Annotated in this window: 17 protein-coding genes and 1 pseudogene; 12 read left to right on the top strand and 6 right to left on the bottom strand. The window is 53.9% G+C overall.

Translation table 11 applies throughout. The annotated features are described in order from the left end of the window. Positions 1–174: 174 nt before the first annotated feature. From AC2FH8_RS20365 to AC2FH8_RS20350, 4 genes are all read right to left on the bottom strand, one after another. On the bottom strand, positions 175–798 hold the full coding sequence (locus tag AC2FH8_RS20365) for a class I SAM-dependent methyltransferase (RefSeq protein WP_282027914.1): 624 nt from the start codon (positions 796–798) through the stop codon (positions 175–177). 9 nt (positions 799–807) lie between these two features. After that, the gene (gene pssA / locus AC2FH8_RS20360) at positions 808–1,554 is read right to left on the bottom strand and encodes a CDP-diacylglycerol--serine O-phosphatidyltransferase (protein ID WP_282027913.1); all 747 of its coding nucleotides are present in this window, start codon (positions 1,552–1,554) and stop codon (positions 808–810) included. A gap of 12 nt (positions 1,555–1,566) precedes the next feature. Beyond that, complete coding sequence (locus AC2FH8_RS20355; protein WP_496690613.1) at positions 1,567–2,241, bottom strand: phosphatidylserine decarboxylase; 675 nt, start codon at positions 2,239–2,241, stop codon at positions 1,567–1,569. A 425-nt stretch (positions 2,242–2,666) separates the two neighbouring features. After that, a complete protein-coding gene (locus AC2FH8_RS20350) occupies positions 2,667–3,497 on the bottom strand; it encodes an IS5 family transposase (protein ID WP_496690612.1) in 831 nt (276 codons plus the stop codon). A 198-nt stretch (positions 3,498–3,695) separates the two neighbouring features. Here AC2FH8_RS20350 and AC2FH8_RS20345 point away from each other — a divergent pair, with 198 nt between their 5' ends. The 5 genes from AC2FH8_RS20345 to AC2FH8_RS20325 are packed head-to-tail and all read left to right on the top strand — an operon-like array spanning position 3,696 to position 7,336. After that, positions 3,696–4,316: a glutathione S-transferase family protein gene (locus AC2FH8_RS20345; protein ID WP_271952718.1), complete on the top strand. Its 621-nt coding sequence runs from the start codon at positions 3,696–3,698 to the stop codon at positions 4,314–4,316. A gap of 33 nt (positions 4,317–4,349) precedes the next feature. Then, a complete protein-coding gene (locus AC2FH8_RS20340) occupies positions 4,350–5,018 on the top strand; it encodes a cupin domain-containing protein (RefSeq protein ID WP_271952720.1) in 669 nt (222 codons plus the stop codon). Next, complete coding sequence (locus AC2FH8_RS20335) at positions 5,018–5,701, top strand: SDR family NAD(P)-dependent oxidoreductase (protein WP_496690611.1); 684 nt, start codon at positions 5,018–5,020, stop codon at positions 5,699–5,701. Before AC2FH8_RS20340 ends, AC2FH8_RS20335 begins: the two co-directional genes overlap by 1 nt. Before the next feature lie 3 nt (positions 5,702–5,704). Continuing rightward, positions 5,705–6,763, top strand: coding sequence for a flavin monoamine oxidase family protein (locus tag AC2FH8_RS20330; protein WP_496690610.1), 1,059 nt, complete (start codon positions 5,705–5,707; stop codon positions 6,761–6,763). A 3-nt stretch (positions 6,764–6,766) separates the two neighbouring features. Then, on the top strand, positions 6,767–7,336 hold the full coding sequence (locus tag AC2FH8_RS20325) for a TetR/AcrR family transcriptional regulator (protein ID WP_142640372.1): 570 nt from the start codon (positions 6,767–6,769) through the stop codon (positions 7,334–7,336). A gap of 295 nt (positions 7,337–7,631) precedes the next feature. Here the strand turns inward: AC2FH8_RS20325 and AC2FH8_RS20320 are convergent. After that, positions 7,632–8,419 (bottom strand): annotated as a pseudogene (locus tag AC2FH8_RS20320) (IS5 family transposase). Positions 8,420–8,539: 120 nt separating this feature from the next. Next, complete coding sequence (locus AC2FH8_RS20315) at positions 8,540–9,220, bottom strand: GntR family transcriptional regulator (protein ID WP_271952726.1); 681 nt, start codon at positions 9,218–9,220, stop codon at positions 8,540–8,542. A 341-nt stretch (positions 9,221–9,561) separates the two neighbouring features. On the opposite strand from AC2FH8_RS20315, the gene AC2FH8_RS20310 reads away from it, so the two are divergent. From AC2FH8_RS20310 to uxuA, 7 genes are all read left to right on the top strand, one after another. Then, on the top strand, positions 9,562–10,545 hold the full coding sequence (locus AC2FH8_RS20310) for a TRAP transporter substrate-binding protein (RefSeq protein ID WP_282027912.1): 984 nt from the start codon (positions 9,562–9,564) through the stop codon (positions 10,543–10,545). A 93-nt stretch (positions 10,546–10,638) separates the two neighbouring features. Further along, a complete protein-coding gene (locus AC2FH8_RS20305) occupies positions 10,639–11,133 on the top strand; it encodes a TRAP transporter small permease (protein ID WP_282027911.1) in 495 nt (164 codons plus the stop codon). Continuing rightward, positions 11,130–12,440: a TRAP transporter large permease gene (locus AC2FH8_RS20300; protein ID WP_271952730.1), complete on the top strand. Its 1,311-nt coding sequence runs from the start codon at positions 11,130–11,132 to the stop codon at positions 12,438–12,440. Before AC2FH8_RS20305 ends, AC2FH8_RS20300 begins: the two co-directional genes overlap by 4 nt. A 96-nt stretch (positions 12,441–12,536) precedes the next feature. Then, on the top strand, positions 12,537–13,280 hold the full coding sequence (locus AC2FH8_RS20295) for an SDR family NAD(P)-dependent oxidoreductase (protein WP_271952733.1): 744 nt from the start codon (positions 12,537–12,539) through the stop codon (positions 13,278–13,280). A gap of 18 nt (positions 13,281–13,298) precedes the next feature. After that, complete coding sequence (locus AC2FH8_RS20290; RefSeq protein ID WP_496690609.1) at positions 13,299–13,610, top strand: cupin domain-containing protein; 312 nt, start codon at positions 13,299–13,301, stop codon at positions 13,608–13,610. Between the two features lie 5 nt (positions 13,611–13,615). Beyond that, a complete protein-coding gene (locus AC2FH8_RS20285) occupies positions 13,616–14,536 on the top strand; it encodes a sugar kinase (RefSeq protein WP_496690608.1) in 921 nt (306 codons plus the stop codon). A 31-nt stretch (positions 14,537–14,567) separates the two neighbouring features. Then, positions 14,568–15,803, top strand: a complete 1,236-nt coding sequence (gene uxuA, locus AC2FH8_RS20280; RefSeq protein WP_496690607.1) for a mannonate dehydratase — start codon at positions 14,568–14,570, stop codon at positions 15,801–15,803. Positions 15,804–16,071: the final 268 nt, after the last annotated feature.

Below are 16,071 nucleotides of genomic sequence, written 5' to 3'. Positions count from 1 at the left end.
TTCAACTTGCCGTAACTTCGAGACAATCTCTTCCGGCTTCGGTCTCTTGTTTGCCATTCTAGGTCCTCCGTTTCCTAAACATAAAGGGGGACCAGTTCAGTTGGGGAGGCTCAAGAAAAGCTGGTGTTGCTCAGTTTCCTGTTTGCAGTCGTACCAAGTTCTTTCACTGAACAGTTACGTGACAACTGATTTTTTCAGTACCAAAAATGTCATCATCCCCAGAGGTGGAAGGGTTCTTTGCTCCTCTACGGCAAGCGCATCCTCTTGCAGTACTGTTTCAATATCGAAATCAGAATGCCAGCCAATCGTATTTGCGACCGGAGCAATCGCGCGTTCCAAGGATGCGAGCAACCCCCGCTTTCGTTGGAAATGGTTGGTAATTACTACTTTTCCACCCGGTTTACAGACCCGTGCTATTTCCGCCATTACCCTTTCCGGTTCCGGTACGACGGATAGCACGTGCATTGCCGCAACCGTATCGAAATAGTTGTCTGGAAAATCAAGCGTGCGCGCATCCATTTGCCTCAGCTCGGCAACATGGTTCAGCGATAGATCTTTTGCTTTGTCGCGCGCCTTTTGCAGCATGTCCTCACTGAAATCGATTCCGGTCACTTGCGTTTCGGGCCCGTAATGTTCCAGCGAAAGTCCGGTGCCGACGCCAACCTCCAGAACTTTGCCTGGACGTCTATTGATAAAATCAACCGCCTGCTGCCGCCCGACATTGGTAACTGCCCCAAACGTCTTGTCGTAGATGGGGGCCCAGCGAGCATAGGAAGTTTGAACGGCTTTGATGTCCATATCGAGTCCTTAACGGTTAGAAGGTATTCCCCTGTCGAGCCACGCCCAGGCGACCGTACCCACATATCCGAAACAAAGCACAATCAACGTAGCCCAGGCGAAAGTCAGCAATGCGGCCCCCGCAACAGCGACACCGATGAGAAAAAACTTTGCGTTCTCGCGCGAGATTCGCGTCGTCTTGAATGACCAGGTCGGTATTTGGCTGATAAGCAGAAGACCTATGATCACCATATAAAGGCAAATCAATATACTGGGCAGCAAAGGGGCATCGGCGAAGGCGAAGGACAGATACATTGGCAACATGACAAGCAGCGCCCCTGCAGGGGCGGGGACTCCCTCGAAATAGGCCCCATCTTGATCGCAGGTTTCGGATTTGCCGCCCACATTGAACCGGGCAAGTCGCATGACGCAGCACACCGCAAAAAACAGAACCGCAATCCAAGCCGCACTGCGTATATCCTGCAAGGCCCAGAAATAAAGAACGAGCGGTGGGGCGACCCCGAAGTTCAAGAAATCTGCAAGTGAGTCCAGTTCGGCCCCCAGTTTGCTGTCACTGCTGAGAAGGCGCGCAATACGGCCATCCAGCCCATCCAGCACACAGGCGGCAATTATCAACTGGACAGCGAGCACGTAATTGCCCTGAACGCCAAATCTGATTGCCGACAGGCCCGCGCATATGGCCGTTATGGTCAACGCATTGGGCAACAAGTGGATCAGCGCAAACTCGGTCTCTTCCTGTTTGGATGGTTTTGCCACTGATCCAGTTACCTACTTTTCTTCAAGGGTGGGCAAACTGGCAAGGACGGTTTCGCCCGCAATCATCGTTTGCCCTACACGCACTTGTAGGACCACGCCATCAGGAAGATAAACATCCAGCCGAGACCCGAAGCGGATCAATCCAAATCGTTCGCCAGTTTGCATCGCTGCGCCTGGCTTCACGAAGCAGACGATCCGTCTGGCCACGAGGCCGGCAATCTGGACAACAGCCAGATCCTGACCGTTTTTCATACGAATGCGCAGGCTGTTGCGCTCATTATCAGCACTGGCCTTGTCCAGGGATGCGTTGAAAAACTTGCCGGGGCGATATGCAACAGCGGTAATCTCACCTTCAATTGGCGTGCGGTTCACATGACAGTTGAAGACACTCATGAACACACTGACACGGGTGAGAGGCGTGTCAGGCATCCCAAGCTCGTTCGGCGGCACCGCCGCTTCGATCAGCGAAACCACCCCGTCCGCTGGGCTGACGATCAACCCTTCTCCTGTGGGTGGCACGCGTTCCGGGTCGCGAAAGAAATAGTAGCACCAGATCGTGAGGCCGACACCAAACCAGCCCAGAATGTTAGACAGGAGAAACAGACCGACCGTAACGGCGGCAAAGATCGCGACAAACCGAATACCTTCCGGGTGCATCGGTTTGATGAACGTATCGCGCATGCGCATCGCAATCTTTCCCCTAGGTCAACTGATTGAACTTCATAAGTGGATTGGTAGGGAAGGCAAGTGGGACTATTGCGGTGGGCAAAGATTGATGGCGGGGTGTTACAATTTTATGGGTTCTACTGACAGCTTTTTTGATGCCCAGGTATCGGCGGTTGGACTAGGCGCCAGATTTCCGTTGTGGCATTCCACGACCGTGTTGCATGGATCAGGTTTGAGACGAATTTGCCCCATACCCCATCACGTTAGAAGACGCGTTCGTACTCCGCACGATTGAGAGATGTCATGCGGTTGAGCGCTTTTGATGCAATTTTCGCTTCAGCTATTTGCCGGTCGAGATCACACGCTTGCAGGCGATCGCCGATAACTTGTTTCCATCTGCCGATCTAGGCTTCAACCCGTGATCGCTGGTTGTCTCCCGTCTCACTTTACCAGTCCATTCTGCCATGTTCAGCGATGGTATCGATGTGTTGATTGCGCCGTGCATTCTCGCCGCGAACCGCGTTTTTAGGTGGGGGTATAATGATCTCAATCCTGGATCCGAACTTGTCCAACAGACAGTCTGCAACACATTGGCCGTCATATGCTCCATCCGCCAGAAAGCGGTTCACATCAACATCCATGTCAGCTAGCAAATCTGGCAGTGCCGTTTCATTGCCCACGTGTTCGGTGGTCAATTCCGTTGCAGCGATATCACCGGTTTCCGGGTCAAGCCTGATGTGGAGCTTGCGCCATGTTTTGCGCGCCTTCCTGATGCCGTGTTTTTCTCCATGCCAGCCCTTGTCGCCACGCACTTTCAGGTCTGTGCTGTCCACAATGAGGGTGATTGGCTTATTTGCGTCTCGCCGGTTTTGGACAATCTTCATCCGCTTACCGCGTCGCGACAAGGTCGAGAAGTCCGGTACTACGAGGTCAATGCCCATCAGCCTGGCAATCGACCGCATGAAACTCTGAGTTTGTCTGAGCGGAAGTCGAAACACGACCCGCAGAGTGAGACTGATCTCGATTGCCAGATCTGAATAAAGCGATTGACCGCCGCGTGTCTTGCGGCGTGACGAAGCCCAGTTCTTCACAACATCATCAGAAACCCAGATCGTCACATCACCTCGACGCCGGAGACTTTCGTCGTATTCCGAGCAGTTCGTAACACGATACGTAGCCTTGGGAAACTTGATGCGACGGGCATTATTGAATTTGTAGGGATGTATCGCCGCTCGCGTCAGAGTGAGCGGCGGCGATATCGCGGCTCGGCGATCCATGCAACAACATCATTTTGCGGGACTTTATTGTTATTCATTAGGACGACACAAATGACCGCTTCGAAGGAAGCTGGCATCAAATCCAGACGCTGCTAAACTTATCATCGTAACAACCTTGTTATCGCAACGACCAAAATACATCTTGCCCAAGATACCTACCTACTAGTAGATAGATGTCAGTTCACAAGGAGTGACGACATGAAAATCTATGATACTGAGGGATTCCCAAACCCCGCACGTGTGCGCATTGCGCTTGCTGAAAAAGGCGCAACAGACCAGGTCCAATTCGTTCCGGTTGACGTGTTGGGTGGCGAACATCGCACCGAGGCCTTTAAAGCCAAAAACCCCGATGCCGTTGTGCCATGCCTTGAGTTGGCGGACGGTACACATATTTCGCAGTGCAATGCGATTACAGAATATATCGACAACCATTTCGAAGGCCCGTCGCTGACCGGAGAGACACCAAAACAACGTGCGCAAATTTCGATGATGAACCTGCGTGCAGAAAATGGTCTGCTGAATGCTGTGGGAACCTACTTTCACCATGCCACACCAGGTCTTGGGCCAGACCTTGAGACCTATCAATGTGCTGAATGGGGCAACAAGCAAAAGCAAGTTGCTGGTCAGACAATGGCTTACTTGGATGAAGTTCTGGCTGACAATGAATATCTGGCTGGTTCTGAGTTTTCGGTTGCTGATATCACAGCGTTTGCCGGTCTTGCCTTTGCGGACTTTGCCAAGGTCGACATTCCAGAGACACTCTCCAATCTGACGGCATGGCGTGCAAAGGTCTCGGCACGGCCCAGCATCGCAGGTTAAGGACGCGATACCACTCAAGCCGAAAGGAAAAACATGGAACTGAACGCAGACTTTAAAACACGCGTGGTTGTTCATTCTGAACAGCTTGAGTGGAACGCTTCGCCTATGCCCGGTGTGGATCGGCGTATGTTGGACCGCATCGGCGGCGAAGTTGCCCGTGCCACGACGATTGTGCGCTATGCGCCGGGCAGCAAATTTTCGGAACACACCCATACAGGTGGCGAAGAATTCATCGTGCTTGATGGTGTATTTCAGGACGAACATGGCGACTTCCCCGAAGGGACATATGTGCGCAATCCTCCCACCACTGCACATACGCCGGGGTCAGAGCCGGGCTGCACGATCTTTGTAAAGCTGTGGCAGTTCGACATGGCCGACCGCAATCAGTTTCGCAAAACCATGGCCGAAGAACTGACCGATCCTGTGGATGGTGTCGCAACGGCTGAACTACACCGTGATGCGCGTGAAACAGTTACCTACAGCCACCTTGATGCAGGCGCGACACTGGAAAATACCGATGTGGGTGGGATCGAAATGCTGGTGATTGCCGGTTCCGTCACCGAAGGCAGCGATACGCTTGAAAAAGGAGCATGGCTGCGACTGCCGGAAGGCGATCAACTGTCTGCAACGGCTGGCCCTGATGGGGCAAAGCTGTGGATCAAGACGGGTCATTTGCCCCACGCCAAACCGCCTGCCGTCTGATGAGTGTTGAAAAACCTTTGGTCCTTGTGGCCGGCGCGGGGGCTGGCCTTGGTCAGTCCCTGTTGTCCCGTTTCACAAAAGATGGCTTTGCTGCCGTTGGCTTGGGACGTACGCAACCTGAAACGGTGATTTGCCAGTTCTTTGAAATGGACCTGACGGACGAGAGTGCCGTTCCCAGCATCCTGGCACAGGTTATCGCAGAACATGGCCCGCCCAAGGTTGTGATCCACAACACGAGCGAACTGATCATCGCGCCTTTCGCAGAAACCCGGCTTGCTGATTATCAACGCACGTGGGGATCGATGGTGCAGTCTGCCATTTTGCTTGCCCAATCGACACTGCAACCGATGGTCCGCGCTGGCGGTGGTACGTTCATTGTATCTGGCGCCACAGCGTCCTTGCGGGGTGGTACAAGATTCTCGGCCTTTGCCAGCGCAAAATTCGCCTTGCGCGGCCTGACGCAATCGCTTGCACGGGAGTATCAACCAGCAGGTGTTCATGTCTGCCACGCGATTCTGGACGGTATCATTGATACAGCGCGATCTCGGGACCTGCACAACCTTGATCCGGGCAAGATGATGAAGCCCGAGGACATCGCAGAGGCCTACTGTAGCCTCGCCCGCCAACCCAAATCCACATGGACGCACGAGCTAGATCTGCGCCCGGCATCCGAAGGGTTCTAGCGCATGCAAACGCTGATTGTCGGCGGCGGGTTGTCAGGACTTGTCTTAGCCGAACGTCTTGAGGCGCAAGGGCGCGACTATATGCTGATTGAGGCCCGCCCGCGGTTTGGCGGGCGAATCATGACGCAGCATCTGGAGGCAGGCTACTTTGACATGGGGCCTGCCTGGTTCTGGCCGGGCCAGCCACGTATTGCAGCTCTGATTGATCGGTTTGGTCTGACAAAGTTCGACCAATTCGCCGAGGGCGCTCAGACCTTTGAGGATGAACATGGCAACGTGCAACGCGGGCAGGGTTTTTCATCAATGGAAGGGTCATGGCGGCTAAAGGGAGGGTTGGCTGCTCTGACAGACGCATTGGCCAACTGCCTGCCGGATCATCGCAAACAGCTAAACGCGCCGGTTGTTAAACTTGACATGTCCGGCGATCAATTCATTGCAACAACGGCAAAGGGCGAACAGATCCACGCGGATCAAGCTGTCCTCGCTGTGCCCCCACGTGTTGCGGCCGAAATCGCATTTTCGCCCGCATTGTCTGCCGAAGCCGCCCAAACCATGAAAGGCATCGCGACATGGATGGCAGGTCAGGCCAAGGCTGTTGCGGTGTACGACAAACCATTCTGGCGCAAACAAGGACTGTCCGGTGATGCAATGAGCCGGAAAGGACCGATGGTCGAAATCCATGATGCATCCCCCCCTGAGGGCGGACCATACGCGCTATTTGGCTTCATCGGTGTACCGCCCCAAGGTCGCGCGGACGAACAACTGCTGCGTCAGCACCTGCACGCTCAATTAACACGGTTGTTCGGGCCTGAAGCCGCCGAGCCCCGAAAGCTCTACTTGAAAGACTGGGCCATTGATCCTTACACTGCAACTGAGGCGGATAAGGTACCTCTATATGCCCATCCGACATACGGTCTACCGAAGGCGATGAGCAATCTGTGGAACGGAAAGCTGCATTTCGCAGGAACAGAGGTCGCCCCGGTTTTCGGCGGCTATATCGAAGGTGCTTTGGAAGCGGCAGAGAATGTCCTACACAGCCTAAACGACCAAAATCTTGGATAACACATGGCGACCGACACCAAGACAACTCTGCTCAATTCGGCTGAACGGGCCGCGCGCAGGCGTGGCTTTGATGGGTTCAGCTATGCCGACCTGGCCGCCGACGTCGGAATCACAAAGGCCAGCATTCACCATCATTTCGCCAGCAAGGCAGCTTTGGCCGTCGCGCTGATGCAGCGGTATTATTCAGATTTGGAAACCGCCTGTGGCGAGATTGATCAAGACCATGCAACAGGGGCGACGCGCTTGGCCGCTTTGATCAAGCGGTATCGTGGCGCACTTGAAGGTGGTCAAAGCTTGTGCCTGTGCGTGTCTTTTTCGACCAGCACAGAAAATCTGTCAGCAGACACGATTGCCGAGATGAACCGTTTTCGCACAATGATGACCGAATGGCTTGCGAGGGTATTTTCACTGGGTCAGGGCGATGGAACGATCCTACATGTTGCCGATCCGGCAGCAGAAGCCGCCGCAACACTGCCTTTGCTCGAGGGCGCACAACTGGCAGCCCGAGTGGCACAGGACCCGCAAAGGTTTGAAGCGGCAGTCCAGATTTTGTCCAAGCGATTGGTTCAATAAACCAATGCGCAACCCTTCGTCCTGACACTGGCTTTTGTCCGTTAGGACTTGAGCACGTTCAAAAACAGACATTGCTGCGCTCTGCAGCATTGGTCGTTTTGGGCCATGAACGGACCTCAGATGCGATACGGCATCGGTTGACCGCCTGCCCTACACAGATTGTGGACGGCCCGTTGCTACCATTGCCCGAGGATTAGCGATGCTGCAGTGAGGCCCGTCGGAGGAGATTGGGTGGATGGCTCCTGCTCCACCGGCATCGCAATGCGCAACAATGCAGTTGTTATCGACTGCTAGGTCATGTTGACAAATGGCGGATCCAGAGGCGGATTGAAGTGATATCCACGAAGCCGAGAAAGCTTTCGGCTGTCTTATCTTAGCGGGTAGCCACCCGCCGAGCATTCATAAGTTTGTTGAAACATCTCTCGACCAGGTTTCTTAGCCGGTAGAGAGGCCAATCCAACCCAACGCGCCTCTTTCGGGACTTTCGCATTGGGATCACCGGTCGAATGCTTCGGCTGTGCAGTTCGGTGCGAATACGGTCGGCATCGTAACGTTTGTCGGCCAGCAGCACGACTGGCTCCGGCAGGTTGTCGTCCATAACCCGATCAAATCCAAGATAGTCCGATGTCTGGCCGGGTGTGATGTCAATTCTCATCGGCAGCCCAGCGGCATTTACCCGGAGGTGGATCTTGGTTGTGAAGCCGCCTTTTGAGCGGCCAAAACCTTGTTGCGGAGTCCCCCTTTTGCGCCCGCTGCTTGATGATGGGCACGAACCACTGTACTGTCGACCATTTGAAGAGCGTCAGGAACGATCCTGCTCTCGGTCAAGGTTTCCAAAATCTTTTCCCAGAGTCCCGTGAGGGTCCAGCGTCGGAACTGTCGGTAGACACTCGACCACTTCCCAAACTCGTCAGGCAAGTCTCGCCATGGGGCACCAGTACGTGCAATCCAGAAAACGCCATCAAGAACAAGGCGGTGATTGGTAGGTCTGCGCCCATTCGGGGCACGGACCGAAAGGATGAACCGTTCAAAGAACGCCCACTCCTCGTCCGGCATTAGATTTCGTGCCAGGCTGGCCTCCATCGCAGATACCGGCTTGAATAACGATCAGAGGTCGTTGTGAATCCCTTTTGTCAACACGACCTAATATGTATGAATTTAGACTAGGGCGATGAGGCGAAAAGCCATCCGATATCTAGCTACCTATTCATCAAAGTATGCGTTATGCGTTGTGTAGATTGCCTGAATGGTTGGCGTCAAACGGTCAAGATGCGTACGAAGAACTTGATCCGCCGCCCACGCATCCCCGCTGAACAGGGCCTTTAAAAGAGATTGATGATCCAGATACAAATCATCCATTGCTTCTTTGCTGGTTAACGCCAGCATGCAAAGGCGGTCAACCTGCGCTTTGTTTTCGGCGATGATTTCAAACGCAAACGCCTGTTTGGCCGAGGCGCAAAGCAGTTTGTGAAACTGGTAGTCCAGATCATGGAACAAATTGACATCTTCTGCTGAGATTGCATCCGCCTGTTCACGAAGGTTAGCTTTTAATGCCGCGTCTACCGACTTGTCGCGATCTGACACGGCAGTTCGGATGACTTCCAATTCGACTGCGGCACGCACAAAGCGGGCATTCGCGATGAGCTGGCGTGAGAACGGTCGAACAACTGTCGCGCGTTGTGGCCGCACCAAAAGGAGATTGAGGTTGGAAAGTCGCGTGAAAGCCTCGCGCACAGGCTGGCGTGAAAACCCGAATGATTTCGCAACATCCGTTTCGGATATCTTTGTCCCTGGAAGCAGCTCCAGGCGGGTGATTTGTCCAAACAGTTCGTCAAAGACGACATCGCTACTCGTCGTACGTTCAAGGGTTCCCAAAGCTGCCATTTTTTGTTTTCCAACCTCTGTTTGGCGACATTGTGGCAGATCAGAGAGAGAATTAATAGAGCAAATTAGGATACTAGGTTACATTATATTCATTGTTCTAAAAGGAAAATATCACATATCTAAATAGTATCTAGAAAATTTATGTTGACTAGTATCCCAGTTATCGTGTTGGGTGTGCCCATCAACGAGGGCGGAACAAGTGTGCTAGCTGGGAGGAAATCAGATCATCCAAATTGGGGTGAAGGCTGATCTGGCGTGACCACTTGTAAGGTTTCGAACACGATCGCCGGTCAAAGACGACTGGAAGAAAACAAGACCTGAACCTGATCTGGGAGGATAGAATGTTCAATTTTTCACTAAAGACGTTGGCTGTGACGGCTGTTTTGTTGGGCGGGGTTTCGACCGCGCAAGCTGATGTCACACTGCGCGGGGCAAGCATGTTTGATGAAGAACATGCATTCACTAAGACCTTGCGCGAGTTTGAACGACTGGTCGCAGAGAAATATGATGGCGAGGTCGAATTTGATCTGCGCCTGAATGGTGAGCTTGGGGTTGAATCCGATTACGTCACCTACCTCAACCAAGGTGTCGCCGTAGATTATACGATCCTTGCCCCGTCCAACATGGCGGTGTTTTCAGAGTCCATTCCTTTGATGGATATGCCTTTCCTGTTCCGTGATCTTGAACACTGGGATGCGGTCCTTTCGTCGGATGCGCTGAAACCCCTTGAGGACGATCTGCGCGAAGCTGCAGGTATCGTGATTGTTGGGTATCATGGCGGCGGTGTGCGGAACCTGGCCTCAGCCGAGCCCATCACAAACATGGATGAACTTGCCGGACACCGCATGCGCGTCATGGGGGCCCCAATTCAGGCCCAGACATTCTCAGCTGTTGGAGCGGCACCTTCCGCCATCGCTTACAACGAAGTCTACAACGCAATCCAGACAGGCGTTATCGCCGGATTTGAGAATGAAGCGGCCTCGATCCAGAACCTGAAGTTCTACGAAGTTGCGCCGCATGTCTCATTGACCCAGCACACGATCACCGTGCGCCCAATTGTGATGTCAGCAAAAATCTTCGATGAACTGCCTGAGAACCTGCAAGCCGCCATCATGGATGCCGGCGCTGAGGCCGGTGCATTTGGTCGCGCACTAGAGAGCGGTCAGGATGGTGAAAAACTTCAAGCAATGATCGACGCAGGTCAGATCGAAGTGCATGAGTTCGAGGGTCGCGAGAAAATGCTGGAACTGGTTCAGCCAGTGCAGGACGCCTATGCCGAAGAGCTGGGGGCGACAGAACTGCTCAACAACGTTCGCGGAATGTAATCTCCCGGCTGACGGGCGGGTGAGTCTTCAAGCTCGCCTGTCGGCACAATTTCCGATGCGCTTGGCGCGTCACATTGCGATGTAGGGTGGAACATGCTTGGAAAATATCTGGATAGGTTCTGCACTGGGCTTCGTATATTGCTTGGCGTGATGATGGGGGCATTGGCGATACCGGTCGCGATGCAAGTTGTCTCTCGCTACACCGGTTTGATCCCAACTTACCTTTGGACCGAAGAACTGGCGACGTTCCTGTTCGTCTGGATTGTGATGATCGGGTCTATTGTCGCTGTTTGGGACGGCACCCATTTTGACGTTCGAATTACCCGCAACGCAATGAGACCGCTGCCACGTTTGTTCCAAGACGGCATCGTTCACGTTGCCATCATGATTTTTGGGGCGTTCTTCCTGTTTTACGGCATCGAATACACCGAATTTGGGGGCAACCAACGATCTGTAATGATGCGTGCAAACCTCGCGATCACGCACGTATCGGTCCCGATTGCCGGAGGGTTTTGGTTTCTCCTGTCAGGCTACCGGTTGTCCGAAACCATCGCGAAATATCTAAACCGAGAGAGCAGCCAGACATGATCCTCGATACTGCAACTGCCGCCACGATGCTTATTGCTGGCTTTCTGGTGCTGATTTTCATCCGCATCCCAGTGGCATTCGCATTGGGTTTGGCGACCCTCCCGGTTGTGTTGCTTGAGCTGCGGCTGACCCCGTTCATCGTGCTGGATCGGATGTTCCAATCCTATAACTCCTTCATCTTATTGGCCGTTCCATTCTTTCTACTGGCGGCCAACCTGATGAATTCCGGCAAAGTAACCGACCGGCTGATCGAACTGGCCCGTGTGCTAACCGGCTGGATGCCCGGCGGATTGGGTCATGTAAATGTCGCTGTGTCGATGCTGTTCGCTGGTATCTCCGGATCTTCCACAGCAGATGCGGCGGGTATCGGAAAAATCCTGATCCCAGCCATGCAGAAAGAGGGGTACGACACGCGGTTTGCCGTTGCTATCACGGCCTGCTCTTCGGTGATGGGGGTCATCATCCCGCCGTCGATTTTGATGATCGTTTGGGGCGGTGTCATGCAGGTCTCTGTCGGCGCATTGTTTTTGGGCGGCGCGATTCCAGGCCTGATGATTGGCCTCGCCTTGATGGCTACGGTCTATGGTTTCGCAAAAGCCCGCAATTACCCGGTGACGGCGACGCCGAACTGGGGTGAGTTCTGGGCCGCTTGGAAAGGCGCCGCACTGGCCCTTTTGACACCGGTCTTTGTGATTGGCGGTATTGTAGGTGGTCTTGTCACACCAACTGAAAGTGCAATCATAGCGGCGGGTTATGCGCTGATCTTGGGCATGTTTGTCTATCGGACGGTCACTGTCAGAGATTTGGGTACGATCCTCTATGACACCGCACGATTTGCAGCCATCTCTCTGTTTGCGATCGGCACAGCCTCGGCATTCGGATGGCTACTGTCGTTCTACGATGCGCCGCGCCTGATTGTCAGTGTTCTGACTGCTTGGGAGTTCGGGGCATTTGGAACGGCTATCTTGATTGCCCTTCTGTTTCTTCTCTTTGGCCTGTTCATCGATGCAATCCCGACAATCATCATTCTTGGCACGGTTCTGATGCCCGTGGCGCAGGCGGGTGGGGTTGATCCGATCGCCTTCGCTATCATCGGCATTGTCTCGCTTGCCTTCGGGCTGGTGACACCGCCATACGGCTTGTGTTTGCTCATCTCTGCAGCGATCGGTGGCCTGAATGTTGTGCAAGTCCTGCGTGAGGTCGTGCTTATCCTTGCCCCAATGCTGGTCATCCTCATTCTGTTGGCGGCATTCCCCGAAATCATTCTGTGGCTCCCAAAGGCAGTTATGCCGGGGGCGTTCCGATAATGGCGTCTCAACTTGCGCTGTGAGCGCTCTGAGAGGGCAGCCAACTGAAATCCGTGACACAAGCGAAGCTGGCGCTTTGTAATAGGAAGGACCGACATGAAACTTGCAGGTAAAACCGCCATTGTAACCGGAGGAGGCCGTGATATTGGCCGCGCGGTTGCGATCAAACTCGCCTCTGAAGGCGCAAATGTTGCGATCAACTATTTTTCCAGCTCAAACGGCGCGGATGAAGCTGTTGCCGCAATCGAAGCCAACGGCGGTAAGGCGATTGCCGTGCAGGGCGACCTGAACAAGAAGGCGGATGTTGACGCGCTTGTGTATCGCACGGTCGAAACCTTTGGCGGCGTCGATATTCTGGTCAATAATGCAGGCGGTCTGATCGCCCGCAAAACCATTGCGGAAATGTCTGTTGAACATTGGGACGCCGTGATGAGCCTGAATCTGACCAGCACATTCCTGATGACGCAGGCTTGCCTGTCCAGGATGACGTCTGGAACTATCGTCAATCTCGCCAGTCAGGCCGGGCGCGATGGTGGTGGACCGGGTGCCGTCGCCTATGCCACAGCCAAGGGTGCGGTCATGACCATGACACGCGGTTTGGCAAAAGAGGTCGGCCCCGACATTCGTGTGAATGCACTTTGTCCTGGCATGATCGATACCGATTTTCACAATGTTCATACACCTGATGCTGGTCGACGCGGCTTTGAAGCCAACGCACCGCTAAAGCGTCAGGGTCATGTCGATGACGCTGCAAATCTCGTTTTATTTCTGGCCTGCGAGGACAGTGCCTTCATCACGGGCGCAAACATTGATCTCAACGGTGGCATGCTGTTTTCCTAACAAGCAAGGAGAGAACCTGTGCCCAATTTCCCGATCGTCTCTACAGGTGAACATGTCATGCGGCAGGTGCTATCTGATCATCCTGACCTCATGGTTGTTGCCTTCCGGTTTTACGCGACCGGGGCGATTGGTGCCCTACACAGCCATCCGCATGTGCAGGCGACCTATGTCGAAAGCGGTCGATTTCGGTTTACGTTGGGTGAGCACGAACAAGAGTTTGGCCCCGGTGAAAGTTTTGTCATCCCGCCCGGCCAAACCCATGGCTGCACATGCCTGGAACCTGGGACATTGGTCGACAGTTTCACGCCCCGCCGCGATGATTTTCTGTAACTGATATGCGTGTACTGGCAATCGGCGAATGCATGGCAGAACTTGCCCCATCTGAACGGGTTGGTGAATTCAAGCTTGGTTTTGCGGGCGATACCTTCAATACAGCATGGTATCTTGCACAAATCGCCGCAGATATCGACGTCAACTATCTGACGGCTGTCGGAGATGATGCGATTTCGCAGGATCTGCGGGCGTTCATGAAAGACAGCAGGATATCCGACACGCACGTCCAAGTCATTGCGGGCAAAACGATTGGGCTATATCTCATCCATCTCAGCAATGGTGAGCGCAGTTTTTCATACTGGCGCAGCGACTCTGCCGCCAGGCAACTTGCGGTCGACGAGATTGCACTCGGGCGGGCAGTTAAGGGCGCAGACTTAATCTACTATTCTGGAATAACCCTCGCTATTCTCGATCCACAATCACGCGAAATGCTGTTCGATGCGTTGCGTCGTGCACGTGCATCCGGAACGACTGTTGCCTTTGATACAAATCTAAGACCACAGCTTTGGTCTACGCCGCAGGAAATGACAGACACAGTTATGAAAGCTGCTGCGCAATCCGATATCGTTCTGCCATCTTATGATGACGAAGCCGTATGGTTCGGGGACGGCGATTCAATTGCGACGCTGGATCGGTATGCAAAGGCTGGTGTCGATCAGATTGTCGTCAAGAACAGCGCGCAGCCTGTGGTTTTTCAAAAAGCAGGTCAACGTGGAGAGGTAGGCGTTGATCCAGCGAGGGGCATTGTCGATACCACTGCGGCAGGGGACAGTTTCAATGCAGGTGTCTTGGTAAGCGTTGTTAGGCAGGATGATTTGGCAACAGGCATACGCAAGGGGTGTCGTCTGGCAGGCCATGTCGTCCGTCACAAAGGCGCACTCGTCCCGGTTAACTTAGATCTTGGTAAGGATGAGACGGGTTAGTGATACGTCTTGATCAAGGAGTAGCAATATTATGAAACAGACTTGGCGCTGGTTTGGCCCTTCTGATGCGATCTCCATTGGCGAAATCAGGCAAACCGGTGCAACCGGCATCGTCTCAGCCTTGCACCATGTTCCAACAGGAGAGGTTTGGTCAGTCGAGCACATCAAAGAGCGGCAGCAACAGATTGAGCAGCCCGGAGGCGTTCCATCTGGATTGACCTGGGACGTTGTTGAAAGCGTTCCGGTTTCCGAAGCGATCAAATCGCAAACCGGCCCGGTAAGGCAACACCTTGAAATGTACAAGGAAAGCCTACGTAATTTGGCCGAATGTGGCATTCACACAGTCTGCTACAACTTCATGCCAGTGCTGGATTGGACGCGCACAGACCTGAGCCATCCGCTGCCACATGGTGGGCACGCAATGCGGTTTGATCTCTTGGATTTTGTCATGTTCGATTGTTTCATCCTATGCAGGCAACGCGCAGAGCAAGATTATTCAGCGGTGATCATAGAAGCCGCACGGGCCCGGTTTGCAGATCTGGGTGATGGAGATCGCCTGAAACTGTCGAACAATATCGTCGCTGGTTTGCCGGGGGCGAACGACAATTGGTCTCTTGAGGACGTGAAACGAAACCTCGACGCATATGTTGGCGTGACGCCCGAAACCCTCCGCTCCAACCTGGTTGATTTCCTTTCCGAGGTTGTTCCAACGGCCGAAGACCTCGGCGTCCGGCTCTGTTGCCATCCAGATGACCCACCTTTTCCACTGCTTGGGCTTCCACGGGTCATGTCGTCGCAAAGTGATTACGCGACCGTGTTGGATGCCGTTGACAGCCCGGCAAACGGAGCAACGCTATGCACCGGGTCATTGGGTGTTGCCGAAGACTTCGACCCAGTATCCTTCATTGCTCAGCTCGGCCATCGGATCCACTTTGTACATCTTCGCAATACCGTGCGGGACGGTTCAAGCGACCGCAATCGCCATAGTTTTTCCGAGTCCGAACATTTGGCCGGAGACACAGATATGGTTGCAACAATTCGCGCCTTGATGGTCGAAGAAACGCGGCGCCGCAATCAGGGGCGATCAGATTATGAGATTCCCATGCGCCCGGACCATGGCCACGCTTTGCTGAACGATCTCGCTCGTCCTTCCCAGCCCGGCTACCCGCTCATAGGCAGAATGCGCGGCCTCGCCGAACTGCGCGGTGTTATGCACGGTTGCACTTTGATTTCACCTGGGTCCGATGCCAATATTCGCGGCATTTAAGCGAGCGTCTGCTCCTCCGGACAGATCAGACCTTTTGCTGGGCTTGATGATACCAGTATGTGATCAGAAGACGACAGTAACCTGTCGGCAGAAGTCCGCTGTGTGCGCGCTTTGGGTCTTGAGCGGTTGAAAATGCTGCGCTTTGCATGAAGGTCCGGTTCGAGGAAACCGGTTGGTCGAACTGTTGGCGCCTAGGGTCAGGACTCATAGCCAATAGATGACGAGAGCTGCGATGGCGATTGCTGAGAGGAAGACCTTCGGGCACCTG

The sequence above is a fragment of the Ruegeria sp. CDSC025 genome, assembly GCF_059610805.1.
Note: the sequence above shows the minus strand (reverse complement) of the source record. Positions and strands in the feature narration are given on the sequence as shown.

Bases quoted from the DNA above. Each gene is read 5' to 3' on its own strand.
- AC2FH8_RS20310 (WP_282027912.1), top strand. From the start codon at position 9,562: ATGTTCAATTTTTCACTAAAGACGTTGGCTGTGACGGCTGTTTTGTTG.
- AC2FH8_RS20305 (WP_282027911.1), top strand. From the start codon at position 10,639: ATGCTTGGAAAATATCTGGATAGGTTCTGCACTGGGCTTCGTATATTG.
- AC2FH8_RS20325 (WP_142640372.1), top strand. From the start codon at position 6,767: ATGGCGACCGACACCAAGACAACTCTGCTCAATTCGGCTGAACGGGCC.
- AC2FH8_RS20315 (WP_271952726.1), bottom strand. From the start codon at position 9,220: ATGGCAGCTTTGGGAACCCTTGAACGTACGACGAGTAGCGATGTCGTC.
- AC2FH8_RS20300 (WP_271952730.1), top strand. From the start codon at position 11,130: ATGATCCTCGATACTGCAACTGCCGCCACGATGCTTATTGCTGGCTTT.
- AC2FH8_RS20340 (WP_271952720.1), top strand. From the start codon at position 4,350: ATGGAACTGAACGCAGACTTTAAAACACGCGTGGTTGTTCATTCTGAA.
- AC2FH8_RS20285 (WP_496690608.1), top strand. From the start codon at position 13,616: ATGCGTGTACTGGCAATCGGCGAATGCATGGCAGAACTTGCCCCATCT.
- AC2FH8_RS20295 (WP_271952733.1), top strand. From the start codon at position 12,537: ATGAAACTTGCAGGTAAAACCGCCATTGTAACCGGAGGAGGCCGTGAT.
- AC2FH8_RS20345 (WP_271952718.1), top strand. From the start codon at position 3,696: ATGAAAATCTATGATACTGAGGGATTCCCAAACCCCGCACGTGTGCGC.
- uxuA (WP_496690607.1), top strand. From the start codon at position 14,568: ATGAAACAGACTTGGCGCTGGTTTGGCCCTTCTGATGCGATCTCCATT.
- AC2FH8_RS20330 (WP_496690610.1), top strand. From the start codon at position 5,705: ATGCAAACGCTGATTGTCGGCGGCGGGTTGTCAGGACTTGTCTTAGCC.
- AC2FH8_RS20365 (WP_282027914.1), bottom strand. From the start codon at position 798: ATGGACATCAAAGCCGTTCAAACTTCCTATGCTCGCTGGGCCCCCATC.
- AC2FH8_RS20350 (WP_496690612.1), bottom strand. From the start codon at position 3,497: ATGGATCGCCGAGCCGCGATATCGCCGCCGCTCACTCTGACGCGAGCG.
- AC2FH8_RS20355 (WP_496690613.1), bottom strand. From the start codon at position 2,241: ATGCGCATGCGCGATACGTTCATCAAACCGATGCACCCGGAAGGTATT.
- AC2FH8_RS20335 (WP_496690611.1), top strand. From the start codon at position 5,018: ATGAGTGTTGAAAAACCTTTGGTCCTTGTGGCCGGCGCGGGGGCTGGC.